This is a genomic window from Bacteroides sp. 3_2_5, from assembly GCF_000159855.2.
Lineage (GTDB): Bacteria > Bacteroidota > Bacteroidia > Bacteroidales > Bacteroidaceae > Bacteroides > Bacteroides fragilis.
In genome coordinates this window covers 107,556-125,676 of record NZ_JH636047.1, presented here as the reverse complement: position 1 = coordinate 125,676, position 18,121 = coordinate 107,556, and the positions used below count along the sequence as shown (strand labels likewise).

The 18,121-nt window shown below is 41.5% G+C and carries 13 protein-coding genes and 1 pseudogene; 12 read left to right on the top strand and 2 right to left on the bottom strand.

Going from position 1 to position 18,121, the window contains the following annotated elements; translation table 11 throughout:
• Positions 1–49 precede the first annotated feature (49 nt).
• From guaB to mutL, 7 genes are all read left to right on the top strand, one after another.
• Complete coding sequence (guaB, locus tag BSHG_RS00080) at positions 50–1,525, top strand: IMP dehydrogenase (RefSeq protein WP_005791859.1); 1,476 nt, start codon at positions 50–52, stop codon at positions 1,523–1,525.
• Between the two features lie 144 nt (positions 1,526–1,669).
• Positions 1,670–3,223: a peptidylprolyl isomerase gene (locus tag BSHG_RS00085; RefSeq protein ID WP_008661787.1), complete on the top strand. Its 1,554-nt coding sequence runs from the start codon at positions 1,670–1,672 to the stop codon at positions 3,221–3,223.
• 56 nt (positions 3,224–3,279) lie between these two features.
• Positions 3,280–4,122, top strand: a complete 843-nt coding sequence (locus tag BSHG_RS00090) for a peptidylprolyl isomerase (RefSeq protein ID WP_032497526.1) — start codon at positions 3,280–3,282, stop codon at positions 4,120–4,122.
• Positions 4,123–4,131: 9 nt separating this feature from the next.
• On the top strand, positions 4,132–5,502 hold the full coding sequence (locus tag BSHG_RS00095; RefSeq protein ID WP_005791853.1) for a peptidylprolyl isomerase: 1,371 nt from the start codon (positions 4,132–4,134) through the stop codon (positions 5,500–5,502).
• Between the two features lie 12 nt (positions 5,503–5,514).
• A complete protein-coding gene (locus tag BSHG_RS00100; RefSeq protein WP_008661784.1) occupies positions 5,515–7,218 on the top strand; it encodes an OstA-like protein in 1,704 nt (567 codons plus the stop codon).
• 2 nt (positions 7,219–7,220) lie between these two features.
• Positions 7,221–7,517, top strand: coding sequence for a hypothetical protein (locus tag BSHG_RS00105; RefSeq protein ID WP_005791850.1), 297 nt, complete (start codon positions 7,221–7,223; stop codon positions 7,515–7,517).
• Positions 7,518–7,553: 36 nt separating this feature from the next.
• Complete coding sequence (gene mutL, locus BSHG_RS00110) at positions 7,554–9,431, top strand: DNA mismatch repair endonuclease MutL (protein WP_005791847.1); 1,878 nt, start codon at positions 7,554–7,556, stop codon at positions 9,429–9,431.
• 541 nt (positions 9,432–9,972) lie between these two features.
• Here mutL and BSHG_RS00115 read toward each other — a convergent pair.
• Both BSHG_RS00115 and BSHG_RS00120 read right to left on the bottom strand, forming a co-directional pair.
• A complete protein-coding gene (locus tag BSHG_RS00115) occupies positions 9,973–10,338 on the bottom strand; it encodes a type II toxin-antitoxin system HigA family antitoxin (protein ID WP_005791845.1) in 366 nt (121 codons plus the stop codon).
• Positions 10,339–10,349: 11 nt separating this feature from the next.
• Positions 10,350–10,644 (bottom strand): annotated as a pseudogene (locus tag BSHG_RS00120) (type II toxin-antitoxin system HigB family toxin).
• Between the two features lie 238 nt (positions 10,645–10,882).
• Here BSHG_RS00120 and BSHG_RS00125 point away from each other — a divergent pair.
• The 5 genes from BSHG_RS00125 to BSHG_RS00145 all read left to right on the top strand — a co-directional run bounded on the left by BSHG_RS00125 (position 10,883) and on the right by BSHG_RS00145 (position 18,089).
• The gene (locus BSHG_RS00125) at positions 10,883–12,112 is read left to right on the top strand and encodes a 6-bladed beta-propeller (protein ID WP_008661782.1); all 1,230 of its coding nucleotides are present in this window, start codon (positions 10,883–10,885) and stop codon (positions 12,110–12,112) included.
• 24 nt (positions 12,113–12,136) lie between these two features.
• The gene (locus tag BSHG_RS00130; protein WP_008661781.1) at positions 12,137–13,381 is read left to right on the top strand and encodes a 6-bladed beta-propeller; all 1,245 of its coding nucleotides are present in this window, start codon (positions 12,137–12,139) and stop codon (positions 13,379–13,381) included.
• 170 nt (positions 13,382–13,551) lie between these two features.
• Positions 13,552–14,793 carry a 6-bladed beta-propeller gene (locus tag BSHG_RS00135; RefSeq protein WP_008661780.1) on the top strand — a complete coding sequence of 414 codons (1,242 nt, stop codon included), beginning with the start codon at positions 13,552–13,554 and terminating at the stop codon, positions 14,791–14,793.
• A gap of 102 nt (positions 14,794–14,895) precedes the next feature.
• Positions 14,896–16,104, top strand: a complete 1,209-nt coding sequence (locus tag BSHG_RS00140) for a 6-bladed beta-propeller (protein ID WP_008661779.1) — start codon at positions 14,896–14,898, stop codon at positions 16,102–16,104.
• Between the two features lie 764 nt (positions 16,105–16,868).
• Positions 16,869–18,089, top strand: a complete 1,221-nt coding sequence (locus BSHG_RS00145; protein ID WP_005814411.1) for a 6-bladed beta-propeller — start codon at positions 16,869–16,871, stop codon at positions 18,087–18,089.
• Positions 18,090–18,121: the final 32 nt, after the last annotated feature.

The following is an 18,121-nucleotide window of genomic DNA, read 5'->3' as shown; positions in this document are numbered from 1 at the left end:
GAATAAAAACTGTATATTTGCACGCAATAATTTTTAAACGCATAGCCCTATGTCATTTATTGCTGATAAGATTGTAATGGACGGATTGACTTATGATGATGTATTGTTGATCCCCGCTTATTCTGAAGTTTTACCGCGCACTGTCGATCTCTCGACAAAGTTTTCAAGAAACATTGAGTTAAAGATTCCGTTTGTAACTGCTGCCATGGATACGGTTACCGAAGCTAAGATGGCCATTGCCATTGCGCGTGAGGGAGGAATCGGTGTGATTCATAAGAATATGTCCATTAAAGAACAGGCTAAGCAAGTGGCTACCGTGAAACGTGCCGAGAACGGTATGATTTATGATCCTGTCACTATTAAGCAAGGATCTACCGTACGCGATGCCCTCGCATTGATGGCCGAATATAAAATCGGTGGTATTCCGGTAGTGGATGACAATAGATATTTAGTCGGTATTGTAACAAATCGTGACCTTCGTTTCGAGCGTAACATGGATAAGCGTATCGACGAGGTGATGACAAAAGAAAATCTGGTGACTACCAATCAGTCAACCGACCTGGAAGCGGCTTCACAGATTTTGCAGTACCATAAGATTGAGAAATTACCGGTAGTCGACAAAGAAGGAAAGTTGATCGGACTGGTGACTTACAAAGATATTACAAAGGCCAAGGATAAACCCATGGCTTGCAAAGACTCGAAAGGCCGCCTGCGTGTTGCTGCCGGTGTGGGTGTGACAGCTGATACATTCGACCGTATGCAGGCATTGGTAGATGCCGGCGCCGATGCCATCGTGATCGATACGGCCCACGGACATTCAAAGGGAGTGATCGACACGCTGCGCGAAGCTAAAAAACGCTATCCCGACATTGATATCGTAGTTGGTAATATTGCTACGGGGGATGCAGCCAAAGCTTTGGTGGAAGCCGGAGCCGATGGTGTGAAGGTAGGTATCGGTCCGGGTTCCATTTGTACGACACGTGTTGTCGCCGGAGTGGGCGTACCTCAGCTCTCGGCTGTTTATGATGTTGCGAAAGCTTTGAAAGGAACGGGCATTCCTTTGATCGCCGATGGCGGACTCCGTTATTCGGGCGATGTGGTGAAAGCCCTGGCTGCCGGAGGATATAGCGTTATGATTGGTTCATTGGTTGCCGGAACAGAAGAAAGTCCGGGTGAAACGATTATTTTCAATGGCCGTAAGTTTAAGTCATACCGTGGTATGGGCTCGCTCGAAGCAATGGAAAATGGTTCAAAAGACCGTTATTTCCAGAGTGGCGAGATGGACGTAAAGAAACTGGTTCCTGAAGGAATTGCCGCCCGCGTGCCCTATAAAGGAACTTTGTATGAAGTGATTTACCAATTGACCGGTGGTCTGCGTGCCGGTATGGGATATTGTGGTGCTCCCGATATCGAGAAACTGCATGATGCCAAGTTTACCCGCATCACCAATGCCGGGGTTATGGAGAGCCATCCGCACGATGTGACGATTACGAGTGAGTCGCCTAATTACAGCCGTCCGGAGTAATAGATAGTAAAAAGACAAAAGGAATATTGGCAGATATTCTTTGAAAATATCGATTGAGCGGGTTGAACGGATCACCTTTGGAGGTGCTCCGTAACATCCGCTCATTTTTTTTGTTTTGATATGAACATCTGAATGTAGAATGATATGAAGAAGATTCTGGTTGGAACACTGACCTGTTTGTTTGGGGCGATTGCCGGCCATGCCCAGCAAGATCCGGTATTGATGCGGATTAATGGGCAGGATATTACCCGTTCGGAGTTTGAGCGTTTCTGCCACCGGAATAAACCTTCGGGAATAGCCGGGAAGGAGACTCTGAAACGCTGTGCCGATCTTTTTGTCGATATGAAGTTGAAGTTGTCTGCAGCGCAAAAAGCCGGATTGGATACTGTTTCTGATTTTCGTACAGAGATGGAGAATTATCATCGAGCCTTATCCAGGTCCTATCTTACCGATTCTGCTACCGATGAGGCCTACGCAAAGAAACTCTACGATCAGATGAAAACCCGCTCTGCTGCCGGCGAAGTTAAGGTTATGCGTATTTTCCGTTATCTTCCGCAGACTGCCTTACCCCATCATTTGCGGGAGGCACAGAACTTGATGGATTCACTCTATCATGTCTTGGAGGCCCATCCCGGTATTGACTTTAAGACTCTGGTAAACAAGTACTCGGATGATAAGAAAGAGTTTTGGATGGGTTGGTTGCAGACTTCGCAGGAGTTTGAAGAAGTAGCCTTCTCTTTAAAAGATGGAGAGTATTCAAAGCCGTTTTTTACACCCAAGGGTATACAGATTGTCAAGGTGACAGGCAGGCGGGAAATTCCTCCGTTCGAACAGATACGCGGAGAATTGATTCATAAACTCTCCCGTCGTCCGGGTACGGATAAAGAAATTGAGTTATGGGTGAACAAGCTGAAGAGTATCTGTCAATATACTCCGGACAAGGCCGGGATGAAAGAGTTGCTTGCCTCGGGCAGGACTTCCCGCACTCTTTTTACGCTGGACGGAAAAAGCTTTACCGGGAAAGACTTTGAACGGTTTGCCGATGCCCATCCCATGGGGATAAAACGACAATTGAATGCCTTTGTAGTGAAATCAATTCTTGATTACGAAAACAATCGCCTTGAACAGAAATATCCTGATTTCCGACTGGCCTTGCAACAGCGCCGTGACGATCTGCTTTTAGCCGCTATAACCCGTCGCGAATCGCGTCAGGTCAGTCTGTCCGATTCTGTTGCGCTGAAAGCCTTTTTTAAGGAACACCGGACCGATTACAATTGGGATTCGCCCCGTTACAGGGGTGCCGTATTGCATGGAACCCATAAAAAGACTCTGAAAAGTGCACGTAAATTCTTGAAGAAACTTCCCGAGGAAGAGTGGAAAGACGCCATCCGCCTGACGTTTAATACTCCTGCTTCGCCTGCCACTATCCGGATAGAACAAGGAACTTTTGCCGAAGGTGACAATGTTTTTGTTGATAAGTTAGTGTTTAAAAAAGGAGATTTCGAACCCTTAAAGTCCTATCCTTTTACTGTTGTTCTAGGTGAGAAAAAGAAAGGGCCGGAGTCCTACCATGAGATCATTCCCCAATTGATCCGGGATTATCAGAATCATCTGGATGCACTTTGGACAGAACGTCTCAGAGCTTCAGCTAAGGTTGAAATTAACCAAGAGGTTTTAAAAACGGTTAATAATCACTGATGCAACGAATTATTGTATTATCTTCGTACCTTAAATTAAGTATAATTCAGTTGACAATGCGAAAAACGGACCTTCTGCTAATCTCTCTCCTTTTCTGTGCGTCGTGTGCCGACAAGCATGACCACAAAGGACAGACTCCTTTGGTAGAGGTCGATGGAAACTTTTTGTACAAAGAAGACCTTCAGGCCGTGCTCCCTGCCGGTTTGTCAAAAGATGACAGTCTTCTTTTCGCCGAGCACTACGTCCGTAGCTGGGTAGAAGATGTTTTGTTGTTCAATCAGGCGCAAAGCAATATTCCCGATAACGGAGAAATCGATAAGTTGGTCGAGAATTACCGGAAAGCATTGATCATGCATACTTATCAGCAAGAACTAATCAGCCAGAAATTGTCGGGCGAGATCCCCGAACAAGAAATAGCAGACTATTACGAAAAGAACAAAGAACTGTTTAAGCTGGACCGTCCATTGATGAAAGGTCTGTTTATCAAAGTTCCTCTGACCGCTCCCCAACTGGGCAACGTGCGTAAGTGGTACAAAACGGAGACTCAGGATGCCGTTGAGCATTTGGAAAAGTATAGTTTGCAAAACGCAGTGAAGTATGAGTATTTTTATGATAAATGGGTGCGGGTGGCCGATGTGCTGGATATGATCCCGTTGAAAGCGGAATCCCCTGAAGCCTATATGGATAAAAACCGCCATATTGAACTGAAAGATACGGCATTTTACTATTTTCTGAATATCAGTGATTTCCGTGTGGCGGGCGAACAGGAACCTTATGAATTTGCCCAACCGAAAGTCAAGGATATGCTTGTCAACATCAAGCGGGTTGACTTTATGAAACAAGTGAAAGACGATCTGTACGAGCGTGCAGTAAAAAGAAAGAAGATTATAAATTATTAAATACACAGAATGAAGAAGTTTGTGAACTTTAAGTTTGTTGTTATGTTTGCCCTGGCACTGGTTGCTAACGTGGCATCCTATGCACAGGACAATGTGATTGACGAAGTGGTTTGGGTCATTGGCGACGAAGCTATCCTGAAGTCCGATGTGGAAGAAGCACGACTGGCCGCTTTGTATGAAGGGCGTAAGTTTGATGGTGATCCTTATTGTGTGATTCCCGAAGAGTTGGCCGTACAGAAACTTTATATGCACCAGGCTGTGCTCGACAGCATCGAAGTGCCCGAGGCAGAAGTCATACAGCGTGTCGACTATCAGATTAATAACTATATTCAGGCGATGGGTACCCGCGAAAAACTGGAGGAGTATTTTAATAAGACCTCTACACAGATTCGTGAAGCCATGCGCGAGAATGCCCGTGACGGATTGATTGTACAAAGGATGCAGCAGAAACTGGTAGGTGATATCAAAGTGACTCCGGCGGAAGTACGCCGTTACTTTAAGGAGCTTCCCCAGGACAGTATTCCTTACGTTCCCACCCAGGTAGAAGTACAGATTATTACGCAGCAGCCTAAAATACCTGTTGCCGAAATTGAAGATGTAAAAAGACGCTTGCGTGAATACACCGACCGTATCAATAAGGGTGAAAGTGATTTCTCTACGCTTGCCCTGCTGTATTCCGAAGATCGCGGCTCTGCTATCAAAGGTGGTGAAACCGGTTTTATGGGTAAAGGGCAGATGGTTCCCGAATACGCCAATGTCGCTTTCAACTTGCAGGATACCAAGAAGATCTCTAAAATCGTAGAGTCTGAGTATGGTTTCCATATCATCCAGTTGATCGAAAAACGTGGCGACCGTATCAACACCCGTCATATCCTGTTGAAGCCCAAAGTGTCGGATAAGGAGTTGGATGAAGCCAATGCGCGTCTCGACTCTATTGCCAACGATATCCGTAGCGATAAGTTTACGTTTGATCAGGCTGCTTCTGCTTTGTCTCAGGACAAAGATACGCGCAACAACCACGGTCTGATGCAGAACCCGCAGAACCAGACCGCTAAATTCGAAATGCAGGATTTGCCGCAGGAGATTGCTAAAGTGGTGGATAAAATGAATATCGGTGAGATTTCCAAAGCTTTCACGATGGTCAATCCTAAAGATGGTAAGGAAGTTTGTGCCATTGTTAAACTGAAGTCACGTATCAACGGGCATAAAGCCACGATCACCGATGACTACCAGAACCTGAAAGAAATCGTGCTCGACAAGCGTCGCGAAGAAGCGTTGCAGAAATGGATCGTTGAAAAACAGAAGCATACATACGTACGTATTAATCCGGCATGGCAGCGTTGCGATTTTAAATATCCGGGGTGGATTAAAAAAGACTGATCCTATTTTGATATGTTTAGATTCAATAAAGAAAATAAATTCCAAGGCAGGCATAGATTTCTCTTAGCGGGTACTCTATGCCTGCTTGCTGTATGTTTTCTGATGGCTCAGGACAAGAAACCTCAGCATGACAAGAAAGCGCAGCCGGAGCAGAAAGTTGAACCGGAAAAGGCGCAGGGTAAAAAGAAAACACGTGTCGACTTGCTTCATGCCGATCAGGGACAGGCCGATAAGTTGGCCCGGCCCGATGTTCAGGTGCTGATCGGTTCGGTCAAGTTGCGTCATGACAGCATGTACATGTATTGTGACAGTGCCTTGATTTACGAGAAAACCAATTCTTTCGAAGCATTCAGTAATGTACGTATGGAGCAGGGGGACACCCTTTTCATCTATGGTGATTATCTGTTCTATGACGGCATGACCCAGATAGCGCAGCTTCGTGAGAATGTAAAAATGATCAACCGGAATACTACCCTGTTGACAGATAGTCTGAATTATGACCGTTTGTACAATTTGGGCTATTATTTTGATGGAGGCACCTTGATGGATGAAGAAAACGTGCTGACTTCTGATTGGGGCGAATACAGTCCCGCCACCAAACTATCCGTTTTCAATCACGACGTCAAGCTTGTTAATCCCCGTTTTGTACTGACTTCCGATACCCTGAAGTATAGCACGGATACGAAGATTGCCACCATCCTGGGACCCTCTGATATTGTCAGTGAACAAAATCACATCTACTCCGAACGTGGCATTTACAATACGGTTTCCGGACAAGCCGAGCTGCTGGATCGCTCAGTACTGACCAATGATGGCAAGCGATTGACCGGAGACAGCCTTTTCTATGACCGTAAAGCCGGCTATGGCGAAGCGTTCGATAATGTGCAGATGAATGATACGGTGAATAAGAACATGCTTAACGGCGATTATTGTTATTATGACGAGCTGAAGCAGAATGCCCTCGCCACCAAGCGTGCCGTGGCTGTGGATTATTCGCGTGGCGACAGTCTTTTCATGCATGCCGATACATTACTGATGAATAGCTATAATCTTGACACAGACTCCCTTTTCCGTGAGATGCGTGCTTTCCACAAAGTGCGTATGTACAGCATCGATTTGCAGGGTGTTTGCGACTCTTTGGTTTTCAATACGAAAGATTCCTGCCTTACTATGTATCGCGATCCTATTCTTTGGAACGAAGGGCAACAACTGTTGGGTGAAGAGATTAAGGTCTATATGAATGACAGTACGATTGATTGGGCCCATATCATCAATCAGGCACTTACGGTAGAACAGAAAGACTCCATTCATTTTAATCAGATTTCGGGAAAAGAGATCAAGGCTTACTTTGCCGAAGGTGAAGCTCGCAAGATTGATATAATTGGAAATGTACTATTGAATTATTATCCAGAGGAAAAAGACAGTACAATGATTGGGCTGAATACTTCTGAGACAAGTTTGATTAATTTGTTTCTTAAAGATCGGAAAATGGTAAAAATGATTATGAGTCCTCAGTCTAATTGCATTCTTTATCCGATGAATCAGATTCCGCCCGACAAAATGAAACTGCCCACCTTTAGTTGGTTTGATTATGTCCGTCCTTTAAGCAAAGAAGACATTTTCAACTGGAGAGGGAAAAAGGCTGGTGAGGCTTTGCGTAAAACCGAACGTAAAGCTATTAGTGGTCCGAAACGTGAAATAATTAATATGAAATAGCTATGGGAATGTTCAATGTACGAAAGCCGCGTGGATTTAATCATCAATATATCTATGTGGACGAGAGGAAAGAAAAACTGGCAAAAATGGAAGAAGATGCCAAGCGTGATCTGGGAATATTGCCCGAGAAAGAATTTTCTCCCGAAGATATTCGCGGGAAGTTTATCGAAGGTACCACACACCTGAAGCGTCGTAAAGAGAGCGGACGTAAACCCGCCCATTTGGGAGTAATTCTGGCTATCATTGCCCTGCTTATTTTTCTGTGGCATTATTTGCAGACCGGCAGTTGGTCTTTCTAAGTCCTATAAACTAAAACAGTCAAAGCTAAATCTATTATGAGCGATATCATTCATTTATTACCCGATTCGGTTGCCAACCAGATAGCTGCCGGAGAGGTGATACAACGTCCGGCATCTGTCATCAAAGAGTTAGTCGAAAATGCCATCGATGCTGAGGCGCAGAATATTCATGTGTTGGTCACCGATGCAGGTAAAACCTGTATACAAGTGATTGATGACGGTAAGGGAATGTCCGAAACCGATGCACGCCTCTCTTTCGAGCGGCATGCCACTTCAAAGATCCGTGAAGCATCCGATCTGTTTGCCCTTCGCACGATGGGGTTTCGCGGTGAAGCATTGGCTTCCATTGCCGCCGTTGCTCAGGTCGAGCTGAAGACACGTCCCGAATCCGAAGAGCTGGGAACCAAGATTATCATTGCGGGTTCCAAAGTGGAGAGTCAGGAAGCGGTGTCTTGTCCCAAAGGAAGCAATTTTTCTATTAAGAATCTCTTTTTCAATATTCCTGCCCGGCGTAAGTTTCTGAAGGCTAACTCCACCGAGCTCAGTAATATTCTGGCCGAATTTGAGCGTATTGCCCTGGTACATCCTGAGGTTGCTTTTTCACTGTATAGCAATGACTCCGAACTGTTCAATCTTCCCGCTTGCCATTTGCGGCAACGTATTCTTTCTGTTTTTGGCAAGAAACTTAATCAACAACTGCTCAGTGTAGAAGTCAACACTACAATGGTGAAAGTTTCGGGTTATGTAGCCAAACCCGAAACAGCCCGTAAGAAAGGCGCCCATCAGTATTTCTTTGTGAACGGGCGCTATATGCGTCATCCTTATTTCCATAAGGCAGTGATGGATGCTTACGAACAGTTGATTCCCGCAGGCGAACAGATTTCTTATTTCATTTACTTTGAAGTCGATCCTGCCAACATCGATGTGAATATCCATCCTACCAAAACAGAGATCAAATTTGAAAACGAGCAGGCTATCTGGCAGATTCTTTCTGCTTCGATCAAGGAGTCATTGGGCAAGTTCAATGCTGTCCCTTCTATCGATTTCGACACGGAGGACATGCCCGATATTCCTGCTTTTGAGCAGAATCTGCCTCCTGCGCCGCCTAAGGTACATTTCAATTCCGATTTCAACCCGTTCAAGCCCTCCTCTTCTTCCGGTGGAGGCAACTACTCCCGTCCGAAAGTGGACTGGGAAGATTTGTATGGTGGTCTTGAGAAAGCCAGTAAGATGAATCAGCCTTTCTCCGACTCCGATCCTGAATCGGAAGAGTTTGCGGTGATCGAAGAAGAGAGCATTGCTACAGCGGCTCCCGAAACTCTTTATGCCGGTGAGCCGGCCGTGATTGAAAAAGGTACGCAGCATTTGCAGTTCAAAGGGCGCTTCATCCTTACGTCCGTGAAGTCCGGATTGATGTTGATCGATCAGCATCGCGCACATATCCGTGTGCTCTTTGACCGTTATCGTGCCCAGATTCAGCAGAAGCAGGGATTCTCACAAGGTGTTCTTTTCCCGGAAATCCTGCAACTTCCGGCTTCCGAGGCGGCTGTGTTGCAAAGTATCATGGACGATTTATCCGCAGTGGGCTTTGATCTCAGTGATCTTGGTGGCGGCAGCTATGCCATTAACGGAGTACCTTCAGGCATCGACGGGCTGAATCCGGTCGATTTGGTACGTAGCATGCTGCACACCGCTATGGAGAAAGGCAATGATGTCAAAGAAGAAATTCAGGATATCCTTGCGTTGACTCTTGCCCGTGCGGCTGCCATTGTCTATGGGCAGGTGCTGAGCAACGAAGAGATGGTCAGTTTGGTCGATAATCTGTTTGCCTGTCCTTCACCCAACTATACGCCGGACGGACGCGTGGTGCTGACTACCATAAAAGAAGAAGAGATCGATAAGCTTTTCCGGTAATTATCATTCTTCTGTACTTATCAGAATAAGTATTACGTCAGTTCCATTCTGTCTCACACGATCGACAGATTTATATCTGTTTATTGCATCTTCTTTCTAATAGGTTAATAACCAGCAGAATATGTTACTAATATCCTTTCTGTACGAAGTTAACTTTAACACAATGTTAAAGTTAACTTCGTACAGGGAGGATCTTAACTTCGTACATCCGGGAAGTTAAGAACCTGTTCATCCCTTGTTTATCCCTTGAAAATATGGTTAATAGTGTTAATAAACATATTCCTAAAAAATGATATTCTACGAATTATTACCTGAGTTCGGGATAAGTAATTAGAAAAACAGTTCCAATTTGTTGATTTAGAACACCATAAAAATACAAATTAATCATATGATTACCAATTTTATACACTAATTTCTTATCCCGAACTCAGGTAGATAGGTGATACACGACAATGAAGCGATTGTCGTAAAATGACATAAAAAAGGCGTGAAACCTAAAAATGGAATCACGCCTAAAATATATCACGACAAAAACTTACACTTATACCCCCAACACTATATTAGCATCAATATTTAGCTTCCGGCTTATTTCACGAGCAACTTTCAAGGTTGGTTCACACTTTCCTGAAAGGTATTCGCTAATCCGGGAAGGACTTACATTTAACAATTCTGACAGTTTTGTTTGGGTAAGCCCCATTTCATACATACGAAGCTTAATAACATCCACCAAAGAAGGAGCTTCTATAGGGAAATGCTCCTCTTCATAGTCTGCGACCAAATCGGAAATCAAATCCAATTCGAGGAAGTTTTTATCATCGGTTGGAGTATCATTACTAACCACCTTAAGCAGTTCTTCAATTCTTGAACAAGCTGCCTTGTACTGTTTTTCTGTTTTTATCTTTGCCATACCAAACAAATTTAAGCATTTGAACAATCTTTGTTATCATATTCTTTATGAGTACCTATCCAACGGATAAACACTTTTTTAGCAGCAAACAAAATCGTAGCAACCAGCCTGTAATCATTGCCTTTGATGTTAAAGACAAATCTATCATTACCTACATAGTCAACACTATTGAATGTTTGCTTTGTATCAGCCAAACACGACCAATCTGCCTTTTCTGTTTTTTTTATACCAATCACGCAAAGGTACATCAGCATCAGCGTGCTTTTTGGCGTAATTTCTTATGGCTGCAAATGATATTATTCTCATAACACATTAATTTGACACAAAGATATTATTTATTTTCCGAAAAACAAAATATTCTTCTATTATTTAGAAAATAATCAAGTAGGAGGTTAATACTTCTGAAGAACCATTTGCTTTTTGGTAATTTTGTTAATAGTGTTAATAAACATATTCCTAAAAAATGATATTCTACGAATTATTCGTATATTTCGGCATGCTTTTAGGACTGTATGCTTTTGTTTTAAACTAAAACCTATTTTATATGAAGGCAAGACACTTTTTCTACCCGCTTCTATCTCTTTTTTCGGTTGCAATGTTTGCTTCCTGCTCTTCATATGTACCCAAAGAGGGGGATATAATAGAAGATTCCGCCTTTCGTTCTGTTGATTTGCGTATAATAGAGAAAGCAGAAGGGATAGTGATGTCTTTGAGTGATTTAGTGGAGTCATATGAAGTCATTAAATTAGAGAATAGGGATGAGGCACTTATTAAAACCTATCCATTTGGGATCTTTGTGACAGATAATTATATCTTGCTGAATCCAGACGCTATATCTCCTATTAAGTTATTTACGCGTAAAGGTCAATACGTGGCGGATATTGGTGGTATAGGACAGGGCCCTGGAGAGTACAAAACGATACATTTCTGTATGATAGATGAAAAACAAAAACGTATTTACTTAGGTCCGGGAAGAGCAAATAAAATACTTACTTATGACCTGAAGGGGAATTATCTGTCAGATGAAGCTATCCATTTCAAGGAAATAGTACATAAGCCTTGTATTTGGATGGACCATGATAAAAAGCATGTAACTGTAGTGGGGTTGCCATTTTCTGAGAATGAGAACTCCAATTTTGAAATTAGTAACAATGTGTGCTGGGTGCAAAATAGGGAGGGTGATATCGTGCATCGGATTTCTGCAAATCATTACGGTTTAATTGGAGATTACAGTAATGGCTTAGTGGCATGTCGGAATGTGGATGCGATTTCTTTTTCTATTTTTGAAGACCCCATGTTGCGTACTCGCCCTGATACTTTGTATCACTATGATGCAGTAAAGAATATAATAACTCCACGCTTTACAATAGATCATGTTGTTTCTGAAAATCAAAGTGCTTGTACTGTTTTATATGAAACTTCAAGGAGTTATTGGGCACGTGTTACATTATATCCTAATGATATTTCTTCAAATTCTTCTCCTGTCCGTCTGACTACATTTAATGTTTGCGTTTCGAAAAAGGATGGTAGTGTGAAGCGTATTGATCGTTTTACAAATGACTTTTTGGGACTTTCTTATCCTTTCTTGACTATGCGCAACGGTTATGTCTGCATCTCTTACGATCCTCTTGAACTGATGGATGCTTTAGATAAAGTTCTTGCCCAAACTGATTTAAAGCCTGAAATACGTAAGCGAGCCACTGGTTTGAAAAATAGTTTGCACGAAAATGATAATGACATTCTTATGATTGGGAAACTTAAATCCAACTATTAGTAATAACCTATAAATTATCGTCCTATGAAGTTAGATTATATCGCATTGTTTTTGGTATTGTTTTTTCTTGCTGCTTGTGGCAGCAAGTCTTCTTCTCCGGATATGGTGGATGATAACGCTTTACCGACCGAGGAAACCTTTAAAGAAATTGATCTTGCTAACAACCTGAAAGATTGCGGCAAGCCTTTACTGCTGAGTGACATCGTGAAAGATGTGGAGTATGTGAAACTGGAAACGCAGGATAATATATTAGTCGGTGATATAAAGCAGCTAAAGCGGACGGAGAAGTTTGTCTTTATTTATTCAAGAAATCAGAGGCATGTCATGATGTTTGATACTTCGGGAAAGTTTATCCGTAAAATCGGTCATGTAGGTCAGGGTCCTGGAGAGATAGCTAATATTCACTGTTTCACAGTCAGTGATAGTTTGGTATTTATTTATCCGTTCAGCCGTAATGGTAGCCTGACAGTCTATGATATGCGGGATAACAGCTTTGTCAAAGAGTTTTCTTTAAAATGGCCTGTCTTTTTTAGTTGGACCATCGATGTAATGGGAGATTGTTTGGTTTATTATCCCGGTACTGTTTATTTGCCTGATAATAGTAAGACATTCATAAGCGCTTGTGTTGCGAATGGAAAAGGGGAGACATTGATGGAGCAAATCCCTTACTTATCTTCTGGTGATAAGGAAATAGTACAATTATCTTCTGATCCTTCTTGGCTCTATCGTGGAAGAAGTAACGTTTATTCGTTTATTAATGATACGATCTACGGCATAACTTGTGATTCTATCTTTCCCCGTTACCATCTTTCTCTTGGAAAATATAAATTGCCTTCCGGAAGATATGATCCTACTCATGATTATGGTTGGGGAGATTTTGTTCTGATGCAAAGTGTTTATGAAACTAAAGAGTTTCTTTTTTTAAAATTTTGGTTTGATAAAAAGTTATGGTTCAGCCGATACGATAAAAAAACGGAGAAGATCGACTCTTGGGAGCAAACTCCTTTTAAAGCTCATTATTGGATGATACTCGATGCACCGGGTATAACGAATGATATTGACGGCTCTCAATCGTTCAAAGACTTCGATAATGTAGGCGAAAACTGTTTTCACTTCGCAATCACTCCGGATAATTTGGATCAGGTGAGGCGCAACGTCACTGAAGCTAAGGTCAAGTTCCCTGAGAAGCAGGCCGAACTACTGAAGCTTCTTGATGAAATGGGAGAGGATGATAATCCGATTATTGCTTTCTATAAATTGAAAGATTGAATTCTCTTTATGGAATCTATAAATATCAGTTGAGTAAGTGACTCACCCAATCAACTGTTGAACTAAAAATATTAATTCATTAGAATCTATTTTTGTGTATCTTATATGATCCATATTAAAGGAAATTTTGGCAACATCTTCTTCATGAATTTTTATTTAGGATAATGCGTATGAACAAAAATATCGTTTTATTATTCTGTGCACTGTTTTTTTTAAGTGCGTGCACGAGTAAGCCTTCGTCTTCTGTTCCTATAGAAGATGATACTTTATCGACTGAGGAAACCTTTAAAGATATTGATCTTGCTAACAACTTGAAAGATTGCGGCAAGCCTTTATTGCTGAGTGACATCGTAAAAGATGTGGAGTATGTGAAGCTGGAAACGCAGGATAATATATTAGTCGGTAGTATAAATCAGCTAAAGCGGACGAAGAAGTTTGTCTTTATTTATTCATGGCATCAGAATCATGTCATGATGTTTGATACTTCGGGAAAATTTATCCGTAAAATCGGTCGTGTAGGTCAGGGTCCTGGAGAAATAGCTAATATTCACTGTTTCACAGTCAGTGATAGTTTAGTGTTTATTTATCCATTCGGCCACAATGGCAGCCTAATTGGTTATGATATGCGTGATAATCGTTTCGTCAGGAGAATTTCCCTGAAACGGCCTGCTTTTCATAGTAATATGATCGATGTGATGGGGGATTACTTGGTTTATTATCCCGGCACTGTTCCTAATGGGAATGAACGAATCTTTATAACCGCTTGTGTTGTGAATGGAAAAGGGGAGACATTGATGGAGCAAATTCCTTACTTGCCTGCTGGAGTTGATAAGTCGGAGATGACTCTTTCCTCTGATGCTTCGTGGATCTATCAAGGGAGAAGTAATGTCTATTCTCAAATCAACGATACCATCTATGGCATTACCTGTGACTCCATTTATCCTCGTTATCATTTATCTCTTGGTAAATATGGTTTGCCTTTGGGAAGATATGACGTTAAGGATCTTGGTCTGAAAGATTTTATAATGATGCAGAGTGTTTGTGAAAATAAAGAGTGTCTGCTCTTTAAATTTTCCTATAATAAAAAGATGTGGTTCAGCCGGTACGATAAAAAGACAGAAAAGATAGATTCCTGGGAACAGACTCCTTTAAAAGGTATCGGTTGGATGGCGATCGAAAGTCCGGGTATAACGAATGATATTGACGGTTCTCAATCGTTCGATGGAATTAGGTATACAGGTGAAAATAGTTTTTATTTTGCAATCACACCGGATAATTTGGATCAGGTAAGGCGCAACGTCGCTGAAGCTAAGGTCAAGTTCCCTGAGAAGCAGGCCGAACTACTGAAGCTTCTTGATGAAATGGGAGAGGATGATAATCCGATTATTGCTTTCTATAAATTGAAAGATTGAAACGGAATATATTTTAGACGAAAGACCTGGTATAACGGTATGTAACCTGAGATTCTTTGGATGTAATCAGTAAGTATAATAATACTTGTAAAATTTAGGTTTATGGATAAAATCTATTTATGGTTTCTGCTTCTCATTTCATGTAGTTGCTCTCATACTAAAGAAAAGGTTTCTAATGACATGGATTCCTCTTTGTGTGTCATAGATATTACTTGTGAATATCCTGTTGAGAAAGTGAATATACATGATGTTGCCGATGTAGAGTATGTTCCTTTAGAAACGACACGTAATTCACTACTTGCGTCGGATTGTTCCGCTTTTCGGATTTCAGATGATTATATAACTGTCGCAAGTGGTGTTGATAATGGCAATATCTTTTTCTTTAATAGAAAAGGGAGGTACTTGTGGACTTTTAACCGGAGAGGAGGATCTGCTGAAGAGTACAGTTCTATAACCGCATGGGATGCCGATTTTGGCATGCAAGAAATATACATCTATGATTCGTTCCGGAAAAAGATATATATTTATTCTTTGGGTGGACAGTATAAGCGTAGCCATGCTTTGCCTATGAAGGATTGTACATTTATCGATCTGTATAATTATGATAAAGATTATCTGATAGGTTATAACCGGTTTTATGACTTTCGCAAAAAGAAAAAGGTGGATACGCATCCTTACTATCTGATCGATAAACAGAGCGGAGAGATGTCTTCCATCGGGATTGTTGTGGATAAACCTATCAGTGAGAAAGTGCATACAGAGATCGTCAAATTTCCCGGAGGGGCTTATAAAGATCAGGTCCTCTTTCTCATAACCGCGCTGATAAAAAATGGCGATGCTTTCTTGATTGCCGACTATGCTTTGGATACTATTTACAGCTATCGTCATCACAAACTGGTTCCTATCGCCGTGCAGACTCCTTCGGTATATGCATCAGATCCACCGGTCATTGTCGCTTGTGAATTATACACCGATTCATATTTGCATTTTAGAATAATTCCGATGTACTATAATCCTTCTGCTCCTATGTCTCCTATGGCGGATGCTCCTGAGCTTGTGTTAAACAGGCATACAGGCAAGATTGCGGAATGGAAAATGTATGATTCTAATTATTCCTCCGATATAGAAAGGCCTGTGCCGACTATGATACTTCAGTCTGCTGATAGAGAAAATTATGGTATAAGCATGTTTACAGCGGAAAGGCTTATTGAACAATATCAAGCAGGCGGGTTGAAGGGGGAGCTGAAGGATATTGCATCCCGATTGAGTATAGATGATAATGATATATTAATGATATGTAAATATAAATAAGTAGAATCAATGCAAAGCTAGAGAATATGGTTTGGCCGTTATGATAAAGAAAGGCTAAAATAGGCTTTTGAGAAATAAAGATTTCTCTCTATCGGTGATTGGCTTTGATAAAGCCCGTGATTATCCAGTGAAATGTATTGAAATACGTGAAGTAGCTGATGTATAGTATATACCGCTGGAAGCAGTTAGCTCTTCTTTGTTAATAAATGACATTTGGGGATACTATGTGTTCTACTTGTCAAAATAGTAATTATCTTCCTATATAATATATCAGTGAAACTTCTGGAAAATGAATTGATTTGTTTGATTATCATTCTGTAAATTAGATGCTTATGTTGATTTGCTGTTTGTCGGTAAAAGACTTGTTTTAACACACTGTTAAAGCAGGTCTTTTGGTGATAAGGAACAGCTCTTTTAAATGCAAAAGACTTGTTCTTTGCATCCTCCAAAAAAGATATTTTGGAATGACTGTTAACAGTGTTAATTTGAATAAAAGTATTTGATACCTTTTTTGAATTTTACCAACCGGAATTATTCGACTTATTGTTGATTTTTAAAAATATAATTGTATTTTTGAGGATGGGTTCATGGTGTTGATACAATCATAATTTGATATAAATGAAAGTAAGTCATCTATTTGTTGGTATATTTGGGCTTTATGCACAAATCTGTAACAGGTCGGAGTGAAGGTGGAGAAGGAGGAAAAAGCTGTTCATGCAGATTCTATCTGAGAAATATTTTATACATTTTTAAACAGATTTATAATGAAAAACCTATATTTGATTTTAGTGCTTAGTGCGTTGGTGGCCTGTACCGGTAGTTCTCAAAAAGAGAAGCCGGCATGTGTAAATACTCCTGTCGAGCCGTTCACCGGATTGCCTGTTTTTGATTTGCAGGAGCAATACCCCGAGAAAGAAATCATTCTTCAGGATATCGCAGATGTAAGATATGTCGTGTTGGAAACAGGTGACAGCTCATTGGTCGGTATCCGTCCCATCCTTATGACGGACAGCTTTCTTGTTACCGTAAACAAGAAAAGTGATGTTATCTTCTTTGACAAGTCAGGAAAATACCTTCATTCTTTTAACCATACAGGCATGAGCGGGGAAGAATATGGAGATATTGTCAGCGGTTATTGCATCGATGAAAAAGCCCGGGAGATATTCATCTATGACGGGTTACAAAGCAGAATTCAGGTGTATGGTTATGGCGGCGCATACAGGCGCACGCTTAAACTGCCGCAAAACCGCATGTTTGCTTCTTCGATATTTGAGTATGATGAAAATTTCCTGTTTGGCGAAGATTATCGCCTTGTCGACTCTCAGATTGGGAAGTATCCTGTTAATAAAACGCCTTATTACAAGATTTCCAAGAAAGACGGGAAATTAACGTCGATTCCCATCACGGTCAAGGAGAGAATAAGGGATGGACTGTCTTATACAGTAGGAGACGGTGCGTTTGGTTATGTAAGTTTATTAATGTCTCCCGTAGCCCGTTTTGGTTCGGATATTCTGATTGCCGATTATTCATTGGATACGGCGTATGTATATCGTGATGACCATTTGATTCCATTGACTGTCCGCCGGAACCATACAAGCGAAAACAATATTCCGATTTTAGCGACGGTTGATGTGATGACCGGCCGTTATTTGCTTTGGTACACGATAGTAAAGGATATAGATGTGAAGAACAACCGTGTTTCTGATCCGGTATCTTATTTGTATGACAGGTTCACTAATGAATATTGCCGGGTCGATCTGGTAAACAGGGATGTAGTGTCCGCTACCAATATTCCGGCATTCCAAATGCGATTGTCCGCCAATTATCATGTAGTGCCTGAAAACTATGCCATACAATATTATCCGGCCGAGGAGCTCATCGAACTTAACGGGCAAGGAAAGTTGAAAGGAGAGTTGAAAGAGATTGCTTCAAAATTGAATGACGAAGATAATCCGGTGTTGCTTATCGCTAAATTTAAGGAATAATATTTATAGTATAGCCTTTGGTAGAACCACTG